Source organism: Streptomyces sp. NPDC002676 (genome assembly GCF_053592455.1).
On record NZ_JBSFVT010000003.1, the window covers coordinates 132,158 to 148,969 of the forward strand.

Annotated in this window: 13 protein-coding genes and 2 tRNA genes; 8 read left to right on the forward strand and 7 right to left on the reverse strand. The window is 72.8% G+C overall.

Features of this window, described 5'->3' with window-relative positions; genetic code table 11:
• Positions 1-18: 18 nt before the first annotated feature.
• Both ACWD3E_RS10925 and ACWD3E_RS10930 read left to right on the forward strand, forming a co-directional pair.
• The gene (locus ACWD3E_RS10925) at positions 19-756 is read left to right on the forward strand and encodes a DUF3566 domain-containing protein (RefSeq protein WP_451387234.1); all 738 of its coding nucleotides are present in this window, start codon (positions 19-21) and stop codon (positions 754-756) included.
• Between the two features lie 89 nt (positions 757-845).
• Positions 846-922 (forward strand) — tRNA-Ile (locus ACWD3E_RS10930).
• A gap of 264 nt (positions 923-1,186) precedes the next feature.
• Here the strand turns inward: ACWD3E_RS10930 and ACWD3E_RS10935 are convergent.
• Positions 1,187-5,329 (reverse strand): nSTAND1 domain-containing NTPase, encoded by a 4,143-nt coding sequence (locus tag ACWD3E_RS10935; RefSeq protein WP_451387235.1) that lies wholly within the window; start codon positions 5,327-5,329, stop codon positions 1,187-1,189.
• 452 nt (positions 5,330-5,781) lie between these two features.
• Here ACWD3E_RS10935 and ACWD3E_RS10940 point away from each other — a divergent pair, with 452 nt between their 5' ends.
• Together ACWD3E_RS10940 and ACWD3E_RS10945 are read left to right on the forward strand one after the other, a co-directional pair.
• Positions 5,782-6,252: a hypothetical protein gene (locus ACWD3E_RS10940; RefSeq protein WP_451387236.1), complete on the forward strand. Its 471-nt coding sequence runs from the start codon at positions 5,782-5,784 to the stop codon at positions 6,250-6,252.
• 83 nt (positions 6,253-6,335) lie between these two features.
• Complete coding sequence (locus ACWD3E_RS10945; RefSeq protein WP_451350068.1) at positions 6,336-6,536, forward strand: ferredoxin; 201 nt, start codon at positions 6,336-6,338, stop codon at positions 6,534-6,536.
• Between the two features lie 25 nt (positions 6,537-6,561).
• Here ACWD3E_RS10945 and ACWD3E_RS10950 read toward each other — a convergent pair whose 3' ends face one another.
• The 3 genes from ACWD3E_RS10950 to ACWD3E_RS10960 all read right to left on the reverse strand — a co-directional run bounded on the left by ACWD3E_RS10950 (position 6,562) and on the right by ACWD3E_RS10960 (position 8,491).
• A complete protein-coding gene (locus tag ACWD3E_RS10950) occupies positions 6,562-7,326 on the reverse strand; it encodes a glycosyltransferase family 2 protein (protein WP_451387237.1) in 765 nt (254 codons plus the stop codon).
• Between the two features lie 8 nt (positions 7,327-7,334).
• A complete protein-coding gene (locus tag ACWD3E_RS10955; RefSeq protein ID WP_451387238.1) occupies positions 7,335-7,958 on the reverse strand; it encodes a UTRA domain-containing protein in 624 nt (207 codons plus the stop codon).
• 146 nt (positions 7,959-8,104) lie between these two features.
• Complete coding sequence (locus ACWD3E_RS10960; RefSeq protein WP_451387239.1) at positions 8,105-8,491, reverse strand: DUF6344 domain-containing protein; 387 nt, start codon at positions 8,489-8,491, stop codon at positions 8,105-8,107.
• 349 nt (positions 8,492-8,840) lie between these two features.
• On the opposite strand from ACWD3E_RS10960, the gene ACWD3E_RS10965 reads away from it, so the two are divergent.
• A complete protein-coding gene (locus ACWD3E_RS10965; RefSeq protein ID WP_221886882.1) occupies positions 8,841-8,969 on the forward strand; it encodes a DLW-39 family protein in 129 nt (42 codons plus the stop codon).
• Between the two features lie 316 nt (positions 8,970-9,285).
• Positions 9,286-10,584, forward strand: a complete 1,299-nt coding sequence (locus ACWD3E_RS10970) for a hypothetical protein (RefSeq protein WP_451387240.1) — start codon at positions 9,286-9,288, stop codon at positions 10,582-10,584.
• On the opposite strand, the gene ACWD3E_RS10975 is transcribed toward ACWD3E_RS10970, so the two are convergent.
• Both ACWD3E_RS10975 and ACWD3E_RS10980 read right to left on the reverse strand, forming a co-directional pair.
• Complete coding sequence (locus tag ACWD3E_RS10975) at positions 10,548-11,969, reverse strand: serine/threonine-protein kinase (RefSeq protein WP_451387241.1); 1,422 nt, start codon at positions 11,967-11,969, stop codon at positions 10,548-10,550. The two genes, ACWD3E_RS10970 and ACWD3E_RS10975, sit on opposite strands and share 37 nt — an antisense overlap.
• Positions 11,970-12,124: 155 nt before the next feature.
• Entirely contained in the window at positions 12,125-12,673 is a 549-nt protein-coding gene (locus ACWD3E_RS10980; RefSeq protein WP_451387242.1) for a DNA-binding protein, read from the reverse strand.
• Positions 12,674-12,855: 182 nt separating this feature from the next.
• Between ACWD3E_RS10980 and ACWD3E_RS10985 the strand changes: the two genes are divergently transcribed.
• Both ACWD3E_RS10985 and ACWD3E_RS10990 read left to right on the forward strand, forming a co-directional pair.
• Positions 12,856-12,928 (forward strand) — tRNA-Ala (locus tag ACWD3E_RS10985).
• A gap of 426 nt (positions 12,929-13,354) precedes the next feature.
• The gene (locus tag ACWD3E_RS10990) at positions 13,355-14,218 is read left to right on the forward strand and encodes a DUF2690 domain-containing protein (RefSeq protein WP_451387647.1); all 864 of its coding nucleotides are present in this window, start codon (positions 13,355-13,357) and stop codon (positions 14,216-14,218) included.
• 44 nt (positions 14,219-14,262) lie between these two features.
• Here ACWD3E_RS10990 and ACWD3E_RS10995 read toward each other — a convergent pair whose 3' ends face one another.
• Positions 14,263-16,731: an ATP-binding protein gene (locus ACWD3E_RS10995; protein ID WP_451387243.1), complete on the reverse strand. Its 2,469-nt coding sequence runs from the start codon at positions 16,729-16,731 to the stop codon at positions 14,263-14,265.
• Positions 16,732-16,812: the final 81 nt, after the last annotated feature.

Here is a 16,812-nt window from a genome sequence, read left to right on the forward strand (position 1 = left end):
CACGAGGAGAGAGTCATCGTGAGCGGAGCCACGGGCGCCGGATCGGCCGGTACCTCCACGGGTACGGAAACGGACGGCGGCGGCCGTGGCTCCGCCGCGCGTGCGACGGATTCGCACACGACGCAGCTGCGCAAGGTCGACGCAGGCCAGGCCGGCGCTCCCGCAACCGAGGCGCATGGATCCCAGGGGGGAACTGTGACGGACACCCGAGGCCCGCAGATCCAGCCGGGCACGGCCCCGGGCGACGGGCGGTCCGCGTCCCCGCTGCCCGGGGAGCGGCGCCCGGAGCAGCCCGCCGGGCCGTACCACCCGCCGCAGGCCTATCCGGCGCAGGAGCCGGCCGGGGCCGTACGCCGGCCGCGCACCGGCGCGCGCACCACGCCCCGCGTCCGCAAGGCGCGGCTGCGCGTGGCCAAGGCCGATCCGTGGTCGGTGATGAAGGTCAGCTTCCTGCTCTCCATCGCGCTCGGCATCTGCACGATCGTCGCGTCGGCGGTGCTGTGGATGGTCATGGACGCGATGGGCGTCTTCTCGACGGTCGGCGGCACGATCTCGGAGGCGACGGGCTCGAACGAGGCGAACGGCTTCGACCTCCAGTCGTTCCTCTCCCTCCCCCACGTCCTGATGTTCACGACGATCATCGCGGTCATCGACGTCGTCCTCGCGACGGCGCTCGCGACGCTCGGCGCGTTCATCTACAACCTCTCTGCGGGCTTCGTGGGCGGCGTGGAGCTGACCCTGGCCGAGGACGAATGACGGTCCCCCGACAACCGATTTTGGGACTGACGTGGTCGTGCGCTAATCTTCAGGAGTCAGCGCGCGGGACACACACCGCAAAGCGCGGCGGGGCTATAGCTCAGTTGGTTAGAGCGCATCCCTGATAAGGATGAGGCCACAGGTTCAAATCCTGTTAGCCCCACCAGCACGAAGACCCCCGGTCCAGCAGGACCGGGGGTCTTCGGCATGTACGGAGAGTCGTGCGGAGAGCTGTGCGGAAAGCCGTGTGGCGGGCAGAAAAGTGGGCAGCAAAAGGCCCGACCGCTGGCGACGGGGGATGCACCAGCGATCGGGCTATGGCCAAGGGTAACAAGGTTGCCTGAGGCATGGGGCCAAGTCCGGCGGAATTCAGGATTGTTGGCCGATCATCGTCGAATCGGCCGTGTCTCCTCCACCGTTTCTCCAGCGCCTACTCGTCGCACGGGGGGTCGTAGGACAGGCGCGGCAGGTACTCGTGCCACCGTTGCCGGGTCAGGACGTCCGGGGTGACCGCGCAGATGTGACGGATCGCCTGCTCGGTGTCCAGGCTCCACAGGCGGACCGTGTCGGTGCCGCTCGACACCCCGAGCACGTTGCTGGCCGGGCTGAAGGACAGGAAGTTGCCGGTCTTGGCGTTCGGGCTCATCGACTGGCCGATGGGTGTGGCCTCGGAGGGGCGGGTGACGTTCCACAGCCGGACCGTGTTGTCGTCGCCGCCGCTCGCCAGGGTGTTGCCGCTCGCGCTGAACGTGAGCGAGGTGACCGCCTCGGTGTGGCCGGTGAGGGGGGAGCCCAGCGGGCTCGCCGCACCCGGGTCGGTGACGTCCCACAGGCGGACCGTGTCGTCGTCGCTGCCGGAGGCGAGGGTGTGGCCGGCCGGGCTGAAGGCGAGCGTGTTGACGGGCCCGGAGTGCTCCGTGAGCGGCCGTCCGAGCGGTACGACACGGGCCGGGACTCTCACGTTCCACAGGCGGACGGTGCTGTCCGCGCTGCCGGAGGCGAGGGTGTGGCCGTCCGGGCTGAAGGCGAGGGCGTTGATGTAGCCGCGGTGGCCGGTGAGCGGCGGGCCGAGCGGTACGGCGCGGGCGGGGTCCGTGACGTTCCACAGCCGGATGGTGCGGTCGTCGTAGGCCGTGGCCAGCGTGCGGCCGTCCGGGCTGTAGGCCAGCGCGTCCGGGCCCATGAACCGGGTCCGCAGGGCCAGGGGGTGCCCGAGCGGCACGGGACGGGCCGGCCGGCGTACGTCCCACAGATACACCGTGCGGTTGCCCGTGAGGACGGCGAGGGTGTGGCCGTCGGGGGAGAACACCATGGCGCGCTGGCCGCCGTCCGCGCGCATGAACGGTTCGCCGAGCAGCACGGGCCGGCCGGGGGCGGTCACGTTCCACAGCCGGATGCGGCCGTCGCGCCCGGCGGTGGCGAGCACCTTCCCGTCCCGGCGGAACGCTCCGCCGCGGCCGACCATGTCCGACGTCGGCACCGACCACAGGCGGACCTTGCTGTCGCCGCTGCCGGTGGCGAGGGTGTGCCCGTCCGGGCTGAACCCCAGGGCGTACATCTCGCCGCTGCTGCCCGCGAGCGGCTCGCCGACCTGCGAGGGCGACGCCGGGTCGCTGACGTTCCACAGGCTGGCCGTGCTGTCCGCGCTGGCGGCGGCGAGCATGCCGCCGCGCGGGCTGAAGGCCACCGACCAGATGGGACCGGTGTGGCCGGTGAGCGGGCCGCCGATCGCCGCCGCGCGGGACGGGTCGGTCACGTCCCACAGGCGGATGGTGTCGTCCGCGCTGCCGGAGGCGAGCGTCTGCCCGTCCGGGCTGAAGGCCAGCGAGTGCACGAGGTCCGTGTGGCCCTTCAGCAGCGGGGGCAGCTGCTTCGGCCGGCCCGGGTCGTGCACGTCCCACAGGCGGATCGTCTGGTCGTCGCCGCTCGCCGCGAGCGTGCGCCCGTCGGGGCTGAACGCCACGCAGCGCATCGCGGCCGAGGAGCCGCGCAGCACGCCGAGCGGCGTCGGCCGGGCGGGGTCGGACACGTTCCACAGCCGGACCGTGTGGTCCTCGCCGACGGAGGCCAGCGTGCGCCCGTCGGGGCTGAACGCGACCAGGTAGATGGTGCCCGTGTGACCGGTGAGGGGCTTCCCGAGCGGGGACGGCCGCGCGGGGGAGCGCACGTCCCACAGCCGGATCGTGCCGTCGTCGCCGGTGCTGGCGAGGGTGTGCCCGTCCGGGCTGAAGACCGCGCTGGAGACCCAGCTGGTGTGGCCGGTGAGCGGCTTCCCGAGCGGCCTGGGCCGGCTCGGGTCGTGTACGTCCCACAGGCGGACGGTCCGGTCGTAGCTGGCGGTGGCCAGGGTGCGGCCGTCGGGGCTGAAGGAGGTCAGGTAGACCGCGCCGGTGTGGCCGAGCAGCGGGGTGGCCAGCGGCGCGTTCACGATCGAGAGCAGCCTGCTGAGGGTGCCCTTGTCGTGCGAGCGCAGCCGGTGCGCCACCAGGTCGAGTTGGGCGGCCAGCGACGGATCCGTGTGCTGCACCCGGTCGGCCTCGGCGAGCACCTGCTCGAACACGGCGTCGTCCCGCTGCTGCCAGGCGAGCACCGCCGAGCCCGCCGCGAGGACGGCGAGGGCCATCACGACCGCCACCGCGCCCCGGCTGATCCACACCGTGCGCCTGCGCAGCCGTACCGAGGCGGCCAGGAACTGCATCGCGCCGCGCGTCAGATAGGTGTCGCCTGCCGAGCCGGCCCAGCTGCGGGCCTGCTCCAGCCGGGAGCCGCGGTAGAGCAGCGAGTTGTCGCGGCCCGAGTCCTCCCAGGCCCGGCCGTCCTCCTCCAGCCGCTGGCGCAGCAGGTGGTCGTTGCGGCCCTCGTCGATCCAGTGCCGCAGCCGCGGCCAGGCGTGCAGCAGCGCCTCATGGGTGATCTCGACCGTCTCCGCGTCGAGCGTCACCAGCCGGGCGCGCACCAGCGCTTCGAGCGACTCCTCCGTCTTGCCCGGGTCGGTGGACTCCGCCGCCAGCTGGCGCCGCGTCCCGCGCCGGCGCGTGGCCTGCGTGTCCTCGCCCAGCCGGACCAGCCGCAGCAGGAGCAGCCGCGCGGCCGTACGGGCGGCGGGGTCCAGGCCGGACCAGGCGCGCTCGGCGGTCGCCGCCACCGCGCCCTGGATGCCGCCGGCCGCGCGGTATCCGGCCAGCGTCAGCCTCCCCGCCTTGCGGCGTTGCCAGGTGGCGAGCAGGGCGTGCGACAGCAGTGGGAGCACCCCGGCGTCGTGCGCCCCACGCGGCCCGTCGGCGCTGACCTCGCGGACGATCAGCTCGGCCAGCCCCGGTTCCAGCTCCAGCCCGACGGCCTTGGCCGGGCCGGTCACCGCCTCGCGCAGCTCCGCGGTGGTCAGCGGGCCGAGCACCATGTGCCGGTGCTGGAGCGCGTCGGCGAGCTCGGGATGGCGCAGGCACTGCTCGTAGAAGTCGGCACGGATGCCGAGGACCACCAGCACGGGCGCGCCTTCGCCCAAGGCGCCGGGCGGGGTGCAGGCGGCGTGCAGGAGCTGGATGAAGGTACGCCGGTCCGCCTCGTCGGCGCAGAGGGTGAACGTCTCCTCGAACTGGTCCACGATGACGACCGGACGCACGTCCGCGGGCGCCTCGCGGCGGGCCCACTCCCGCAGGGCCGCCCGCACCGCACGGCCGGTCGCCGGGCTGTCCGCCCCCGGCGCCGCCGGGTTCTGCGCCGCCGCCAGCTCGGCCTCCCGCGCGCGCTCGGCGACGGGGGCCAGCTCGGGTATGCACCGGGTCAGCTCGGCCAGCGGATCGGCTCCGGGGACGAACTGGAGGACGGCGCCGGGGCGGTCGGCAGGATCGGCCGGGTCGGTCCGGTCGGTCAGATCCGTCGGATCTGTGGAGGCGGTGGGGGCAGCGGTGCGTTCGGCGGGGTCCGCTGCGGCCGGACCGGCACCGTGGCCGTGGTCCGTCAGGGCGCCGTCGCGTACGGCGGGCACCAGGCCGGCGTTCAGCAGGGACGATTTTCCCGCTCCGGAGGCGCCCACCAGCATCACCAGGCCGCCCGTCTTCCCGGCGGCGTGGAGCTGGCAGACGAGGGCATCGGTGCTTCGTTCCCGGCCGAAGAACCAGCGGGCGTCCTCCTGGCGGTACGGCGACAGGCCCCGGTAGGGGCACACGCCACCGGTGACGGGCGGGGCCTGGGCCGCCGCGGCCGGGGTCTCCGCCTCGGCCGGTGCGGGCCGCTCGCCTGCCGGGTCGGCCACCGCCCGCTCCCACAGCCGCTGCCAGTGGGCCAGTTCGTACAGGCCGCTGGAGACCGGAACGGGCCGGGCGCGCCGCGCCTCGGGTATCAGGATGTGCAGGACCGCCGCGAGGGCGGTGAACTGCGCGGGGACGTTCTTGGCCCGCCGCCAGTCGCTGATGCGCTGGGCGGACACGCGGACGGGGCGCCCGCGTTCGTCGACCCGCTGCAGCCGTACGACCCCCTCGGACACGCTCTTGAGAGGAGGGTTCCCGGCCTCCTTGTAGAGCAGCGCGAGGCGCTCGGCGAAAGCTGTGCGTGCCCCTGAGTCGGAACTCAAGGTCCCACCCCTTACTTCCCCCGCAGCTGGACGTCCGGACCGGAAAACTCACCTTATACGCCTGACCTGCGGATTAGCCCAGGACCGGAGACCGGAATCTCCTCGTCGGCAAAAACAGGTGGCAGGATTTCGACGCAGTGGCAGACCGGTCACACACCGTCTGGACAGACCACCGACTCAGCGCTCAAAGAGGCAGCCATGGCGCCGAAGGTTCTCGGTCAACTTCCGTCGAAGCGCATGACACAGGTCATTTGATCCATGATTCGTTCGATTCGTGCCTGATTCGCCGACTTGGCATGAGTCGACTGCCCCGTACCGTCCGGCACCGGTCCCCGCGTGGGGAGGGACCGGTGCCGGACGGACAGGGGTCTCGCCCTGGAAATCTGACGCACCGTCAGTTAAGGTTCCGGCCCGCCTGCCGTTCGCCCATGGGGTGAGAAGGGGTGTGTGCCATGGAGAAGCGTCCCCCGTGCCCGCGACCGCCCGGTGCACCGCGCTGGGTCGCGATGTTCTACCAGCCCTCCCGGGACTCCTGGGCGGTGGGCGCGGAGTCCCCCGACCGGGGGCCCGTGCTGTACGCCGTCGGGGACATGACCCAGACCGTACGGGCGCGCGGTGACGAGGCGACCGTCGCCCTGTGGGGTCCGAAGGACGGCGACTGGCACCGCTTCGACGCCCCTGGCCCCCAGGCCCGCGCCACCGCGCCGGAACCGACCCCGGACGGCCCGGGGGAGCCGGCCCGGCTCGCGGAACGCATGACGGACCGTCGGCACCAGGTGCTCCTGGCCGGTCTGAGCAGGGCGGGCCTGTACGAGCTGACCCCCGAGGACGGCGAGGCGGTCCGCGAGATGGCCGACCGGCTCGGCGAACCGACGGTCCGCAGGGTCGCCCACTGGCTCTCCTCGGCCGGGGACGGGCGCTGACGCCGGTTCGGTGAGCGGTCCGCAGGGCAGTTACGTCCTCGAAGGCTCCGAGCTGACCGGAGGGACGCATGCCGGAGGAACGTATGAAGGTCTCCGTGGACCGGAATCTCTGCTACGGCTCCGCCGAGTGCGCGCACCGGGCTCCGTCCGTGTTCGCGTTCGAGGACGGCTACGGCGTCGTCCGGCCCGGCCGGGAGGCGGCCGGGGACGATCCACAGGTGCGGGAAGCGGTGCGGGAGGCAGCCGAGAAGTGCCCCTCGCAGGCCATCGCCGTCGCCGAGTAGCCGCGGAGCAGACGGAGCCGGCGCCTCAGTCGTCGGTGCCGGCCGTGTAGCGCCAGCCGAAGTTCGCCAGTGCCCGGGCCCTGGCCTCCGCGACCGCCATGCGGGCCATGCGTTCGGCGGGGTCGACGTGGGAGGCCTGGCCGGTGGCCTGCCCCTCCCACTTGCGGTACAGCAGGCCGACCTCCGCCGAGAACCAGCCACGGCTCACCGCGTTCAGCGCCAGCAGCAGCCCGGTGTCCTCCGAGGCCGGCAGGGCCATCCAGCCGCCCAGGGCGGTCAGCAGCTGCCGGCGGACGCAGAGGGTCGCCGGGTGGACCTGGGCGCGGAACCCGTTCTCCTTCCAGAAGGAGAGCACGGCACCGCGCTCGACGGGGCCCTCCTCCGGGTCGCCGGGGAAGCCGACGGTCGAGCCGTCCGGCAGCAGGTCGAGCACTCGGGACGTCGTCCAGCCGATCGTGCCGTCCGTCTCCAGCACGGCCAGGTCGCGGGCGAGCGTGCCCGGCGGCAGCTGGTCGTCGGCGTCCAGGACCTTCACGTACGCGCCCGAGGCGTGCGCCAGCGCGATCGTCCGGGCGACGCCGGGCCCGCCCGGACGCCCCTGGCGGAAGGTCACCCGCGCGTCGTCCGGGACGTACGGGCGGACGTCGTCCGTGCTGCCGTCCTCCTGGATCACCCACTCCCAGTCCCAGCCGTCCGGGAGCCGCTGCTCGCACAGCGACTTGTACGCCTCCGGCAGGAATCCGGCGGAGGGGCCGTGGACAGCGGTGACAACGGTGATGCGCCGGGTCACGGCGGCAATCACCACCTTTCCAGAGCAGTGGTGAAGAGCAACTCGGTACGGTCGCCCGGCAGTACGACGTAGGCGACCTCGACGACCCGGCCGCCGGTGTCGTACGAGGTCTTGCGGAGTGCGATCACCGGCGCGCCCGGGGGCAGTTCCAGCTCCCGGGTCTCCTCGGGCGTCGGCGGACGCGCCGTGAACCGCTCCTCGATGCGGTCGAGTTCGAGGCCCACGGTGGACAGCTGATGGTGGGTGCCGCCGGGCCAGGGCTCGTTCGACGCGTCCAGGAGGTCGGGGTTGGGCGCCACCACGGAACGCGGGAGGTAGGAGGTGACGAGGCTGAAGGGGGCCGTCTCGGCGGCGTGCCGGGTGCGGTAGCGGCGTTCGAGGAGAGCCGTGCCCGCGGGCACCCCGAAGAGCTCCGCCAGCTCCCTTGACGCCCCGGTCTCGCGGTACCGCGCCAGGAAGACGAGGTCGCCCGTGGCCAGGCCGGTCTCGTGCTCGGTCGCGCCGGTCGAGGACCGGACGGCCGGCCGTTTGTGGACCCGGTCCTTCTCCCACTGGTGGCGCCGGTTGTCGCGCACGGTCCGGGTGCGCGGGGCGATCCCCCCGCACGCCTTCTCTTCGTATGCCTTGGGCACGGCTTCAGCCTATGACCAGCGGCTCCAGAACGCGCGAGACCCCCGGCCGGGCCCGGCCGGGGGTCGTTCCGTGTCGACTCGACTGATGTGCTGCGTACGCAAGTCGCCGTGGTGTCGAGCCTGCGGTGTCGCGCGCGTGCGGCCGGTCAGCAGTCGAGCGGGGCCGTGGACTGGGGCAGGGACCCGGCGCTCTCGGCTTCCGTCTCGGTGAGGGGTTCGTTGAGGGGCTCGGCGAGGTTCTCGTTGCTGGGCCGGTGCCTGCAGCTCGGAGACTTTCCGTGGGCCTCGGCGCCGATGCGCTGCTTGATCGTGGGGGGCAGGGCCGTGGCATGGGACCAGTACCAGGACCAGTAGGGCGTCTGCGGGACCGCCGGAACCGTCCGGTGCGGGGTGCTGTCGCTCTTCGGGTTCTCGGTCCGGGGTGCGGCCGTCGCGGTGGCGGTGGCGGCGGTGACGAGTCCGAGCGCCGTGCACAGCGCGAGGAAGGCGGTGACGATGGCGGTCCACAGCTTCATGACCTTGTTCTCGGCCATGGCCCCTCACTTTCAGGTTGGGCGATTTGCGTACTTTCCTCATGATGTGTATGGGGATCGCGAAGTGGTGGACCCACGCTCGTGGCGCGTCGATGTTCAGATCAACACCACTCGGATGGGTGCAAGAGAGGCAGAAAACGCTCAAAACCTGGTGAGGAGGAGCGAAGGGGGAGCAAACTAACCGTCCGTGCGGGTGTGATCACCCTGCGGTCGAAACGCCGGTCGACCTGGCCTATTGCGCTGCCGGAGGCGGGAGTTGGGCCCCGGCGTAGGTCACCGATCGATATCGGCCGGTGTGTATAGTCGGGCGCCAGAGGTCCACTACGTCAAGGAAAGACGAGGTCGCGCGGTGAAGAAGCTCCTCCTGGTCGCACTGGCCGCCATCGGCGGGCTCCTCGTGTACCGCCAGATCCAGGCGGATCGCGCCGAGCAGGATCTGTGGACGGAAGCCACCGACTCCGTGTCCACGGGTTCGTGAGTGCCGATACCAGAAACTGACACGGACCCCGGTCGCCCGAGCGGCCGGGGTTTCGTGTTGCCGGGCTCCGGCGGGTGGTGTACGGCCCCGGGCGGTGCCCGCTGACCGCGGTCCCGACAGGGCGGGCGTTTCGGACGGCCGCACGCATTGCCCGGATGGCGCAGCGGTGCGCGGGGCAGGATGGGCCACGTTCCGGGTGACGGGTGCGGCGCGGTTGCGTGGTGCGGAGCGGCTGGGGGTGCTGGTGCGGAGGCGCGGGCGTACGAGGGTGTGGGCGCCGGGCGTACGGCGGCAGGTTCGCGCCATGGCGGTGGCCATGACTGTCGCCGTCGCTGTGGCCGTGGGGGCGCTGCCGGGCGGGGCCGCGTCCGCCGCGGGCGCGCGGCCGGGATCGTACGGCTTCGCGCCCGGCGCCGGTAGGGTCACGGGGGCCGAGGGCCCCGTCGACGCCGTACGGCTGGAGCCGGGCCGGACCTACCGCAGCTCCCTCCCGAAGAACGGCAGGCTGTACTACCGCCTCGACGTCGCCGCCACGACCACGGCATACGTCCCCGTCACCGCCGTACCGCCCGCCGACGCCACCGTCACCGCCACCGACGGCATCCGTGTGTCGGTCCAGGACGCGCACGGGGGCTCCTGCTCCTTCGCCTCAGCCCGCTTCGGTGCCGGGCTCAGCCCCCGCCCCGTCACGGCCCTCGGCCGGCGCGAGCCCGGCAAGGGGCTGTGCCAGGGCCCCGGCCCGTACTACGTGCTCGTCGAACGCCTCGACGCCGAGGGCGCCGGCGCCGCGGCCCCGGCGCAGCGCTGGGACCTGGAGCTCGCGGCCGTCACGGAACCGCGGCTGGCGCGGCCCGGGCCCACGACGGCTCCGCAGGCCGGGGACTCCGCCTCCCCCGAACCCCTCACCGGCAAGCCCGAGGACCGCTCCGGCGGCGCGGGCTTCACCTGGGCCCGCCCGCTCGGCCAGGGGGTCTGGCGCACCGGCCTGGCACCCGGCGAGACCGCCTTCTTCAAGGTGCCGCTCGACTGGGGCCGGCACCTTCAGGCCACCGCCGAACTGGGCGATGCCCCGGGCCGCGGCTATGTCGGCGGCGCGCTGAACCTCTCCCTCTACAACCCCGCGCGCGGCTACGTCGACGACACCGGCCTCGGCTACACCGGCACCGCGAAGTCCGCCTCCCTCAACCCGCTGCCGCCGGTCGAGTACGCCAACCGGTACGCCGTCATCGGCCGGGACGCCGCCATGCGCTTCGCCGGGGACTACTACCTCGTCGTCCACCTCAGCCGGCAGCTGGCCGGACCGTTCGGACAGGGGCCGTTCCCCGTGACGCTGCGGGTACGGGTCGACGGGCAGGCGCACGCCGGTCCCGGGTACGCCGGGCGGCCCGAGCCGGACGGCGTCTTCACGGTCACGGACCAGGACCGGGAGGCGGCGCGGGCGGGCGGTACGGGCGGTACCGGGGGCGGCGGCACCGGCGGCGGCGACACCGCGATGAAGGCGGTCGCGGTCGGCGGGATCGGTACGGGTACCGCGTTGCTGCTGGTGCTCGGCGGCTGGACGGTCGCCGCCCGGCGGGCTCAGACGCGGGTCAGAGCCCAGAAGCCCACGGCGTAGCAGACCAGCGCCAGGAGCAGCACCGGGATCGCCACTTTGGCCGGGGGCCCGGGGCGCCGGTTCGCACGCCGGGCCCGCCGGCCGCGTACGGAGGGTGCCGACGGAGGCGGTGGGGCCTCGGCGGTGTACGAAGCGGTGGAGCCGGTGGACCCGGTGGAGCCGTCGCCGTGGGGCCAGGCCGCCGGGGCCGGGTAAGCCGGAGGCGGGGGTGGGGGCGTGGGCGGGGAGTACGGCTGCTGGGGGTGAGGCTGGGGTGTGTACGACTCCGGCGGGTACGGGGGCTGTGCGGCGGCCGACGGCGTCTGCGGCGGCGGGAGATGGAAGCTCCCCGTGTCCGACATGGTGGACGGCGGCGCGGCGGAGGGGAGGTCCTCGCCCGTGACCGCATGCATGCCGGAGTCGGTGCTGCCGGAGCCGGTATCGGTGTCCGTGCGGGAGTTCGTGGCAGCGCTCGGGTCCACGCCCGTGCCCCTGACCCACTCCGCCGCCACCCCCGAGGCGGCCTTGAGGGGTCCGTCCGGGCCGAACCCGGACGGCAGCGGCCCGAGTTGGTCGAAGATCTCGATCAACTCGTCGTCGATACCGGGTTCCGGGAGGAGTTCCACGGCGGTGGCGAGCGCCTTGCGCGCCCCCGTGGCGGTGCGGAAACGGGCCTCGGGGTCGGGGTGGAGCAGGGCGGAGATGACCTCCCACAGCGGCTCGGGAATGCCCTTGGGGGCACCCGGGACGCCGTGTTCCACGAAGTACTCCACGAGCGCCTTGACGTCGGGCTTGGCTCCTTCGAGCAGATACACGGCGACCAGACCCACGGCGAACAGGTCGGCGGGGAAATCCGGTTCGGCGCCGAGGAGTTGTTCGGGGGCGAGGTAACCGGGGGTGCCGACGACGAGGTTGGTCTCCGTCAGGCGGGGCTCGCCGAGCCGCATGGCGATGCCGAAGTCGGACAGCCTGAGGCGCGGCCGGCCGGTGCCGGTGGCTTCGAGGAGGACGTTGGCGGGCTTGATGTCCCGGTGGACGACCCCCTCGGCGTGGACCGCGGCCAGCCCGGACAGGAGCTGGTCGAGCAGGGTGCACACGAACGCCGGCGGGAGGGGGCCGTAGTCGCCGACCAGGTGGACCAGGGAGCCGCCGGCCACCAGCTCCATGGTGAACAGCACCTTGTCGTCGTCGGCGGCCCAGCTGGCCGGGGCGAGGACATGGGGGTGGTCGATCCGCAGGGCCTGCTCCCGTACGAAACGCAGGAGGGAGTGGGCATCGCGCTGCTGGAGCACCTTGGCGGCCACGTAACGCCGTCGGCGGTGGTCCCAGGCACGCCATACGGCGCCCACCCCACCGCGCCCGATCGGGTCGGCCAGCTCGTACCGGCCGGCGAAGACCTCACCCATGGCTGCGCGTCGCTCCTCCCCCTGCGGTTACCCCTTGCCTCCCCCCTTGCTCCCCCCTTGAAACCCTTGCGGCCCCCCTTACCCCCCGGCGTCCCCCCCCCTGCTGCTGCCTCGGCCCGGCCCCGGACCCCCCTCCGGTGAACCGGGCCGCGGCGTCAGTTCTGGTGGGACTGGTAGTGCGCGACCGCGTCCGAGGTACGGCCGGCGCCGTAGACCCGGAGGAACTCTGCCAGCTCGGGGTGGGTCGGGGCGAGGGAGTCGGCGGCCTCGATGATGTCGCCGGCGGCAGCCACCGAGCGCAGCAGCGACTGGATCTCGCGGACCACCCGCTTGACCGTGGGCGCGCCCGAACTGTTCGTCGTGTGCGTGGTGTTGCTGAGCACCGAGCCCCCCTGCGACTTCTTGATCTCGTCCATGCGCTCGGTCGCCTCGGCGGCGCTGACGCTGCCGTCCGAGACCTGGGCCGCCAGCTCCTGCAGCAGCTGCACCCGCTGGACCACCGCGGGATTGCCGATCTTGGCCCGCTGGCCGCTCATCAGCTGCGAGAGCATCGGAGCGGACAGGCCGAGGGCCGCCGCGAGCCGGGCCTGGTTGAGCCCGAGATCGTCGATGAGCTTACGGAAGAGCGCCCCCAGCGGCTCCCCATACCAGTTCCGCTGCAGCTCGCGCGCTCTCGCGGTGGCTTCCTGCTGTGCGGCGTCCATTGCGTCTCCCCATCGCTTCCCCAAAAAATCCACGGTTCGCTGTAGCGAACCACGCCGAGCATCTTACGGAGAGTGGTCATCCTCGGGGACCCTAATCTTTTTGCGGGATACCGGGGGTGACCCGGTACTCTGTTCTGCGACGCCCACCGGGGCATAAACCCTCCGGCAGGGTGCTCACGTACGGGGCCTTAGCTCAGTTGGTAGAGCGCCGTCTTTGCATGGCGGATGTCAGGGGTTCGACTCCCCTAGGCTCCACTCGGAAATGCCCTCTGACCTGCGGAAACGCGGTGTCTGGGGGCATTTTTGGTGCGTACGCGGTGCGCACGTGTGCGCGCGGGGGCGCGCAGGAGGATCCCCCGGGACCTCGTTGGTGCGGCCTGCCGGGGCGCGCACCGCGGTCGCCCGTACGGTGAGCGTCGAGTACCAAGCGGTACGGCGTTCGGAAATCGACATCGTGTCCGGTGGTTGTTTTCGGACGGGTGAAGCGTCCGGTGCCGGGTTTTGCCGCTGACATCCGCAGGGAAGCCTTTCCCCGCCCAACGGGGAGGAAATAGGACATCCTGGCTGGCGAGGTGTTGGGGCACACCGGCTGACGGCCTTACCGGGGACGGGGATGACATGGGCCGTTGGCAGCCGCTGCCTGAATCTCTTGAACCCGAAACCAGGGACCTGCTGGAGCGCATGCGGGCCCTCAAGGATGCGACGGGCATGAGCCTGGCCGAGCTGGCAAAGCGCACCGCGCACAGCAAGTCGGCCTGGCACCGCTATCTCAACGGCGAGAAGCTACCGCCGCGTTCAGCGGTCGAGGCACTGGGACGGCTCAGGCCGGCCGACACGTCGGAGCTGCTGTGCCTGTGGACGCGTGCCGAGGCCGTGAGCGAACGGATCGCAGCCCCCCGGCAGCCTGAACTCCCGCCGTCACCGGAGCCCCCCGCGCGCGGGAAACGCCAGCGACGCCACCTTCTGTCAGCCGCCGCCCTCACGCTCTCGGCCGCCGCCGCTCTCGCCTGGCCGACGATCGCGGGATCGTCACTGCCGGCCAGCCGTCCGGCGCCGACGACTGCCCCGGCAGCTTCCCCGCCGTCGACGTCCTCTGTCACCCTCGCGCCATGCCGGGGCGAAGGCTGCGAGGGCCAATATCCAACCCCGTCAGGCTGCACGAGCGACGCGCGAACGGAGAGCAGTGTGGCCACCTCCACCATCTCGGTGCGGCTGCTCTTCAGCCCCGGCTGCGGTGCGGTGTGGACCGAAGTCTCCTCGCGCGTCGCCACGATCCGCGAGGTCTCCATCAAGGTGGAGCCGAAGGACGAGCTCTCCTCTCCGCCCAACGACCGCTTCCCGTCCAGCAGCCCGATGCTGGCCACGACCGACCCGCGGGCCGCCGAGGCGTGCGCCGTCGTGGGAGACACTTTGGCCTGCACCAGCCCGGGCGGCGGCGGAGAGGTCAGCCTCATCGGCGGCCGACAGGCGAACGCCGGAGGGGAAACCGGTTCCCGCTTGCCGTTGACGTTCGTTCCGAAGCCAGGATCCCGAGAGTCGGCTTGACGCCGTTCTTGTAGTGGGTCCTGTGCTGCTGCGGCGGCTGTGGATCAGAAGGCGGCGGGGTCGAGCTCCCGCAGGACCGCCTGGCCCGCCGCGCGGTGTTCCGAGGCCGTGGCCGGGTCCGTCTCGGCGAGTACGGTCGCGATGCCTTCGTGGGCCAGGGCCTCCTCGTAGCGGTAACCCAGCCTCGGGGCCAGCTCCAGTGCCTGCTGGTGCAGGCGCAGGGCCTCCTCGGGGAGGCCGGCCAGGCGGCAGGTCTCCCCGTAGCCGTTGAGGAAGCGGATCTTCCAGTGCTCCTCGAACAGCTTGTCCAGCAGCGCGAAGGCCTCCCGGTGGCTGGCCAGGGCCTCCTCGTACCGACCCATCTGACGGAGCGCGACGCCGAGGCAGTTGAGGGACCAGGCCTCGTTGTGCACATGTCCGTCCTCGCGGGACAACGCCAGCGCCCGGCGCAGGTGCTCCGTCGCCTCGTCGGGCGCCTCGGGGGCGATGGCCACGCCGAGGGTGATCCGGGCCGTCAGCGTGGGCGGCCAGGCGGGGTCGGCGTGCGGGATGCGCAGCACCTCCCGGGCCCGCTGTGCCGCCTCCTCGCGGTGGCCCAGCTGCAGCATCGCCCAGGCCTCGGCCGCAGCCGCGTGGGCCGCGCCCGTCGGGCTGCCGGCCTGCTCGTACAGCTTGCCCGCCAGCCGGAAGAGATCGAGCGGCTCCTCGACGTGTCCCGTGTCCCAGCTCAGATAGCCGCGACGCAGGGCCAGTTCGGCCTCGGCGTGGGTGTCCCCCGCCTGGGACACGCCGAGTTCGGCCGCCTCGTACGCGGCGGCGGCCTCCGCCATCCGGCCCGCGTTGTACCGCGCGAAACCCAAGTCGCTGTGCGCCTCGGCAAGTTGCAGCGGGTCGCCCAGGCGCTGCGCGGCGGCCAGTGACCGCTCGAAGAGGACGTTGAGGTGCGTCGTGCCGCAGCGCCGCGCGAAGTACGCCCGCAGGAAGCGTGGCAGCTCGCACACGTGCGTGTCGGCCCCGATGGCGGCAGCCGTCTCGAAGGCGGCCATCAGGTTTCCGTACTCCGCGACGAGCCAGGCGAAGGCCGTGTGCTTGTCCGCGAACCGCGGCAGTTCGGACGGGGGCCGGCCCGCGGAGGCCGAGCGGCTGGGCGCGAGGAACGGCATCGTGGCGTCGGCGGCGGCTGCCGCGTGCACGTAGTAGTCGAGCACCCGGCCCAGCGCCCGCTCCCGCTCGGCCTGCGGGTCCTGCTCCGCGCAGGCCCGGCGCGCGTGTTCGTGCACCAGGTCGTGCAGCCGGTAGCGGCCCGCCGTCGGCTGCTGGACGAGGTGCGCGTCGAGCAGGTCCTCCAGCATCGCCTGGACGCTGCGCAGCGGCACGTCCGCCAGCGCCGCCACCACGTACTCGTCGAAGGAGGCCCCGGGCAGCAGGCCCAGCAGCCGGAACAGGCGGGCCTGGGACCGGTTCAGCTGCCGCACGGACATGGCGAACGCCGCGCTGAACACAGCGTCGAACTCGTTCACGCCCTCCGCCATCCGCTCCATGAGGATGCCCACGGTCCAGCCCGGCCGGTGCCGCAGCCGGGCCCCGGCCAGCCGCAGGGCCAGCGGCAGCCTGCCGCACAGCCGCAGCACCTCGGCAGCGGACTCCGGATCGCGGGCCAGCCTGCCTTCCGGTCCGCCGGGGTCACCGCTGGCGCGGGCCAGCAGCTCCGCGCTCTCCTGCGGGCTCAGCACGTCCAGCGACACCGGGGGCACCTCGTCCAGGCCCAGCAGCCGGTTGCGGCTCGTGACCAGGGCGATGGAGTCGCCGGCGCCGGGCAGCAGCGGGCGGACCTGCTCGGCGTCGGCGGCGTTGTCGAGGACCACGACGGCCCGGCGGCGGGCCAGTTCCGACCGCCAGCAGGCGGCCAGCTGTTCCAGGCCCTTCTGCGGGACCCGCTCGGACGGGACGCCGAGCGCCCCGAGCAGCATCCGCAGCGCGGAGTCGGGATCGAGCGGTTCCCGGCCCTCGGTGAACCCGTGCAGGTCCACGTAGAGCTGGGCGTCCGGGTACTGCTCGGCGAGCCGGTGCGCGGCGTGCACCGCCAGGCAGCTCTTGCCGACGCCCGCCATGCCGTCGACGGCGACCACCCGGTGGCTGTCCACCGCGGCGAACACGGCGGCGAGCTGGTCCTCGCGGCCGGTGAAGTCGGGCACGTCGCGCGGCAGATCGTTACGAGGCCGCGGATGAACCTGACGGCTGGCCTTCGGGGGCGCCGGCAAGGGGTTCGAGGACCGCTCCCACAGGGGCCGCAGGGGGCGGGGATCGCGCTTGACGAGGCGGCAGAGGGCGACCACCGCGGGCCACGGCGGCACGGTCTGCCCGCTGAGATAGCGCGAGAGCGACGAGGAACTGAGGCCGGTGTCCCGCGCAAGAGCCCGTACGCCGAGCCCGGACAGTTCCTGAAGCAGGCGCAGCCGGGCCGCCAGCTCCTCCTGCGGCTCGCCTCTCCCCGTCCGCTGTTCCAACTCCACCGTTCCCCCGCCTCCCTGTCCCGCCCCGGCAGAAAACCGCCGGGCAACGTCGCTGCTGGTCAAGGCCGTTGCAGCTGTCCC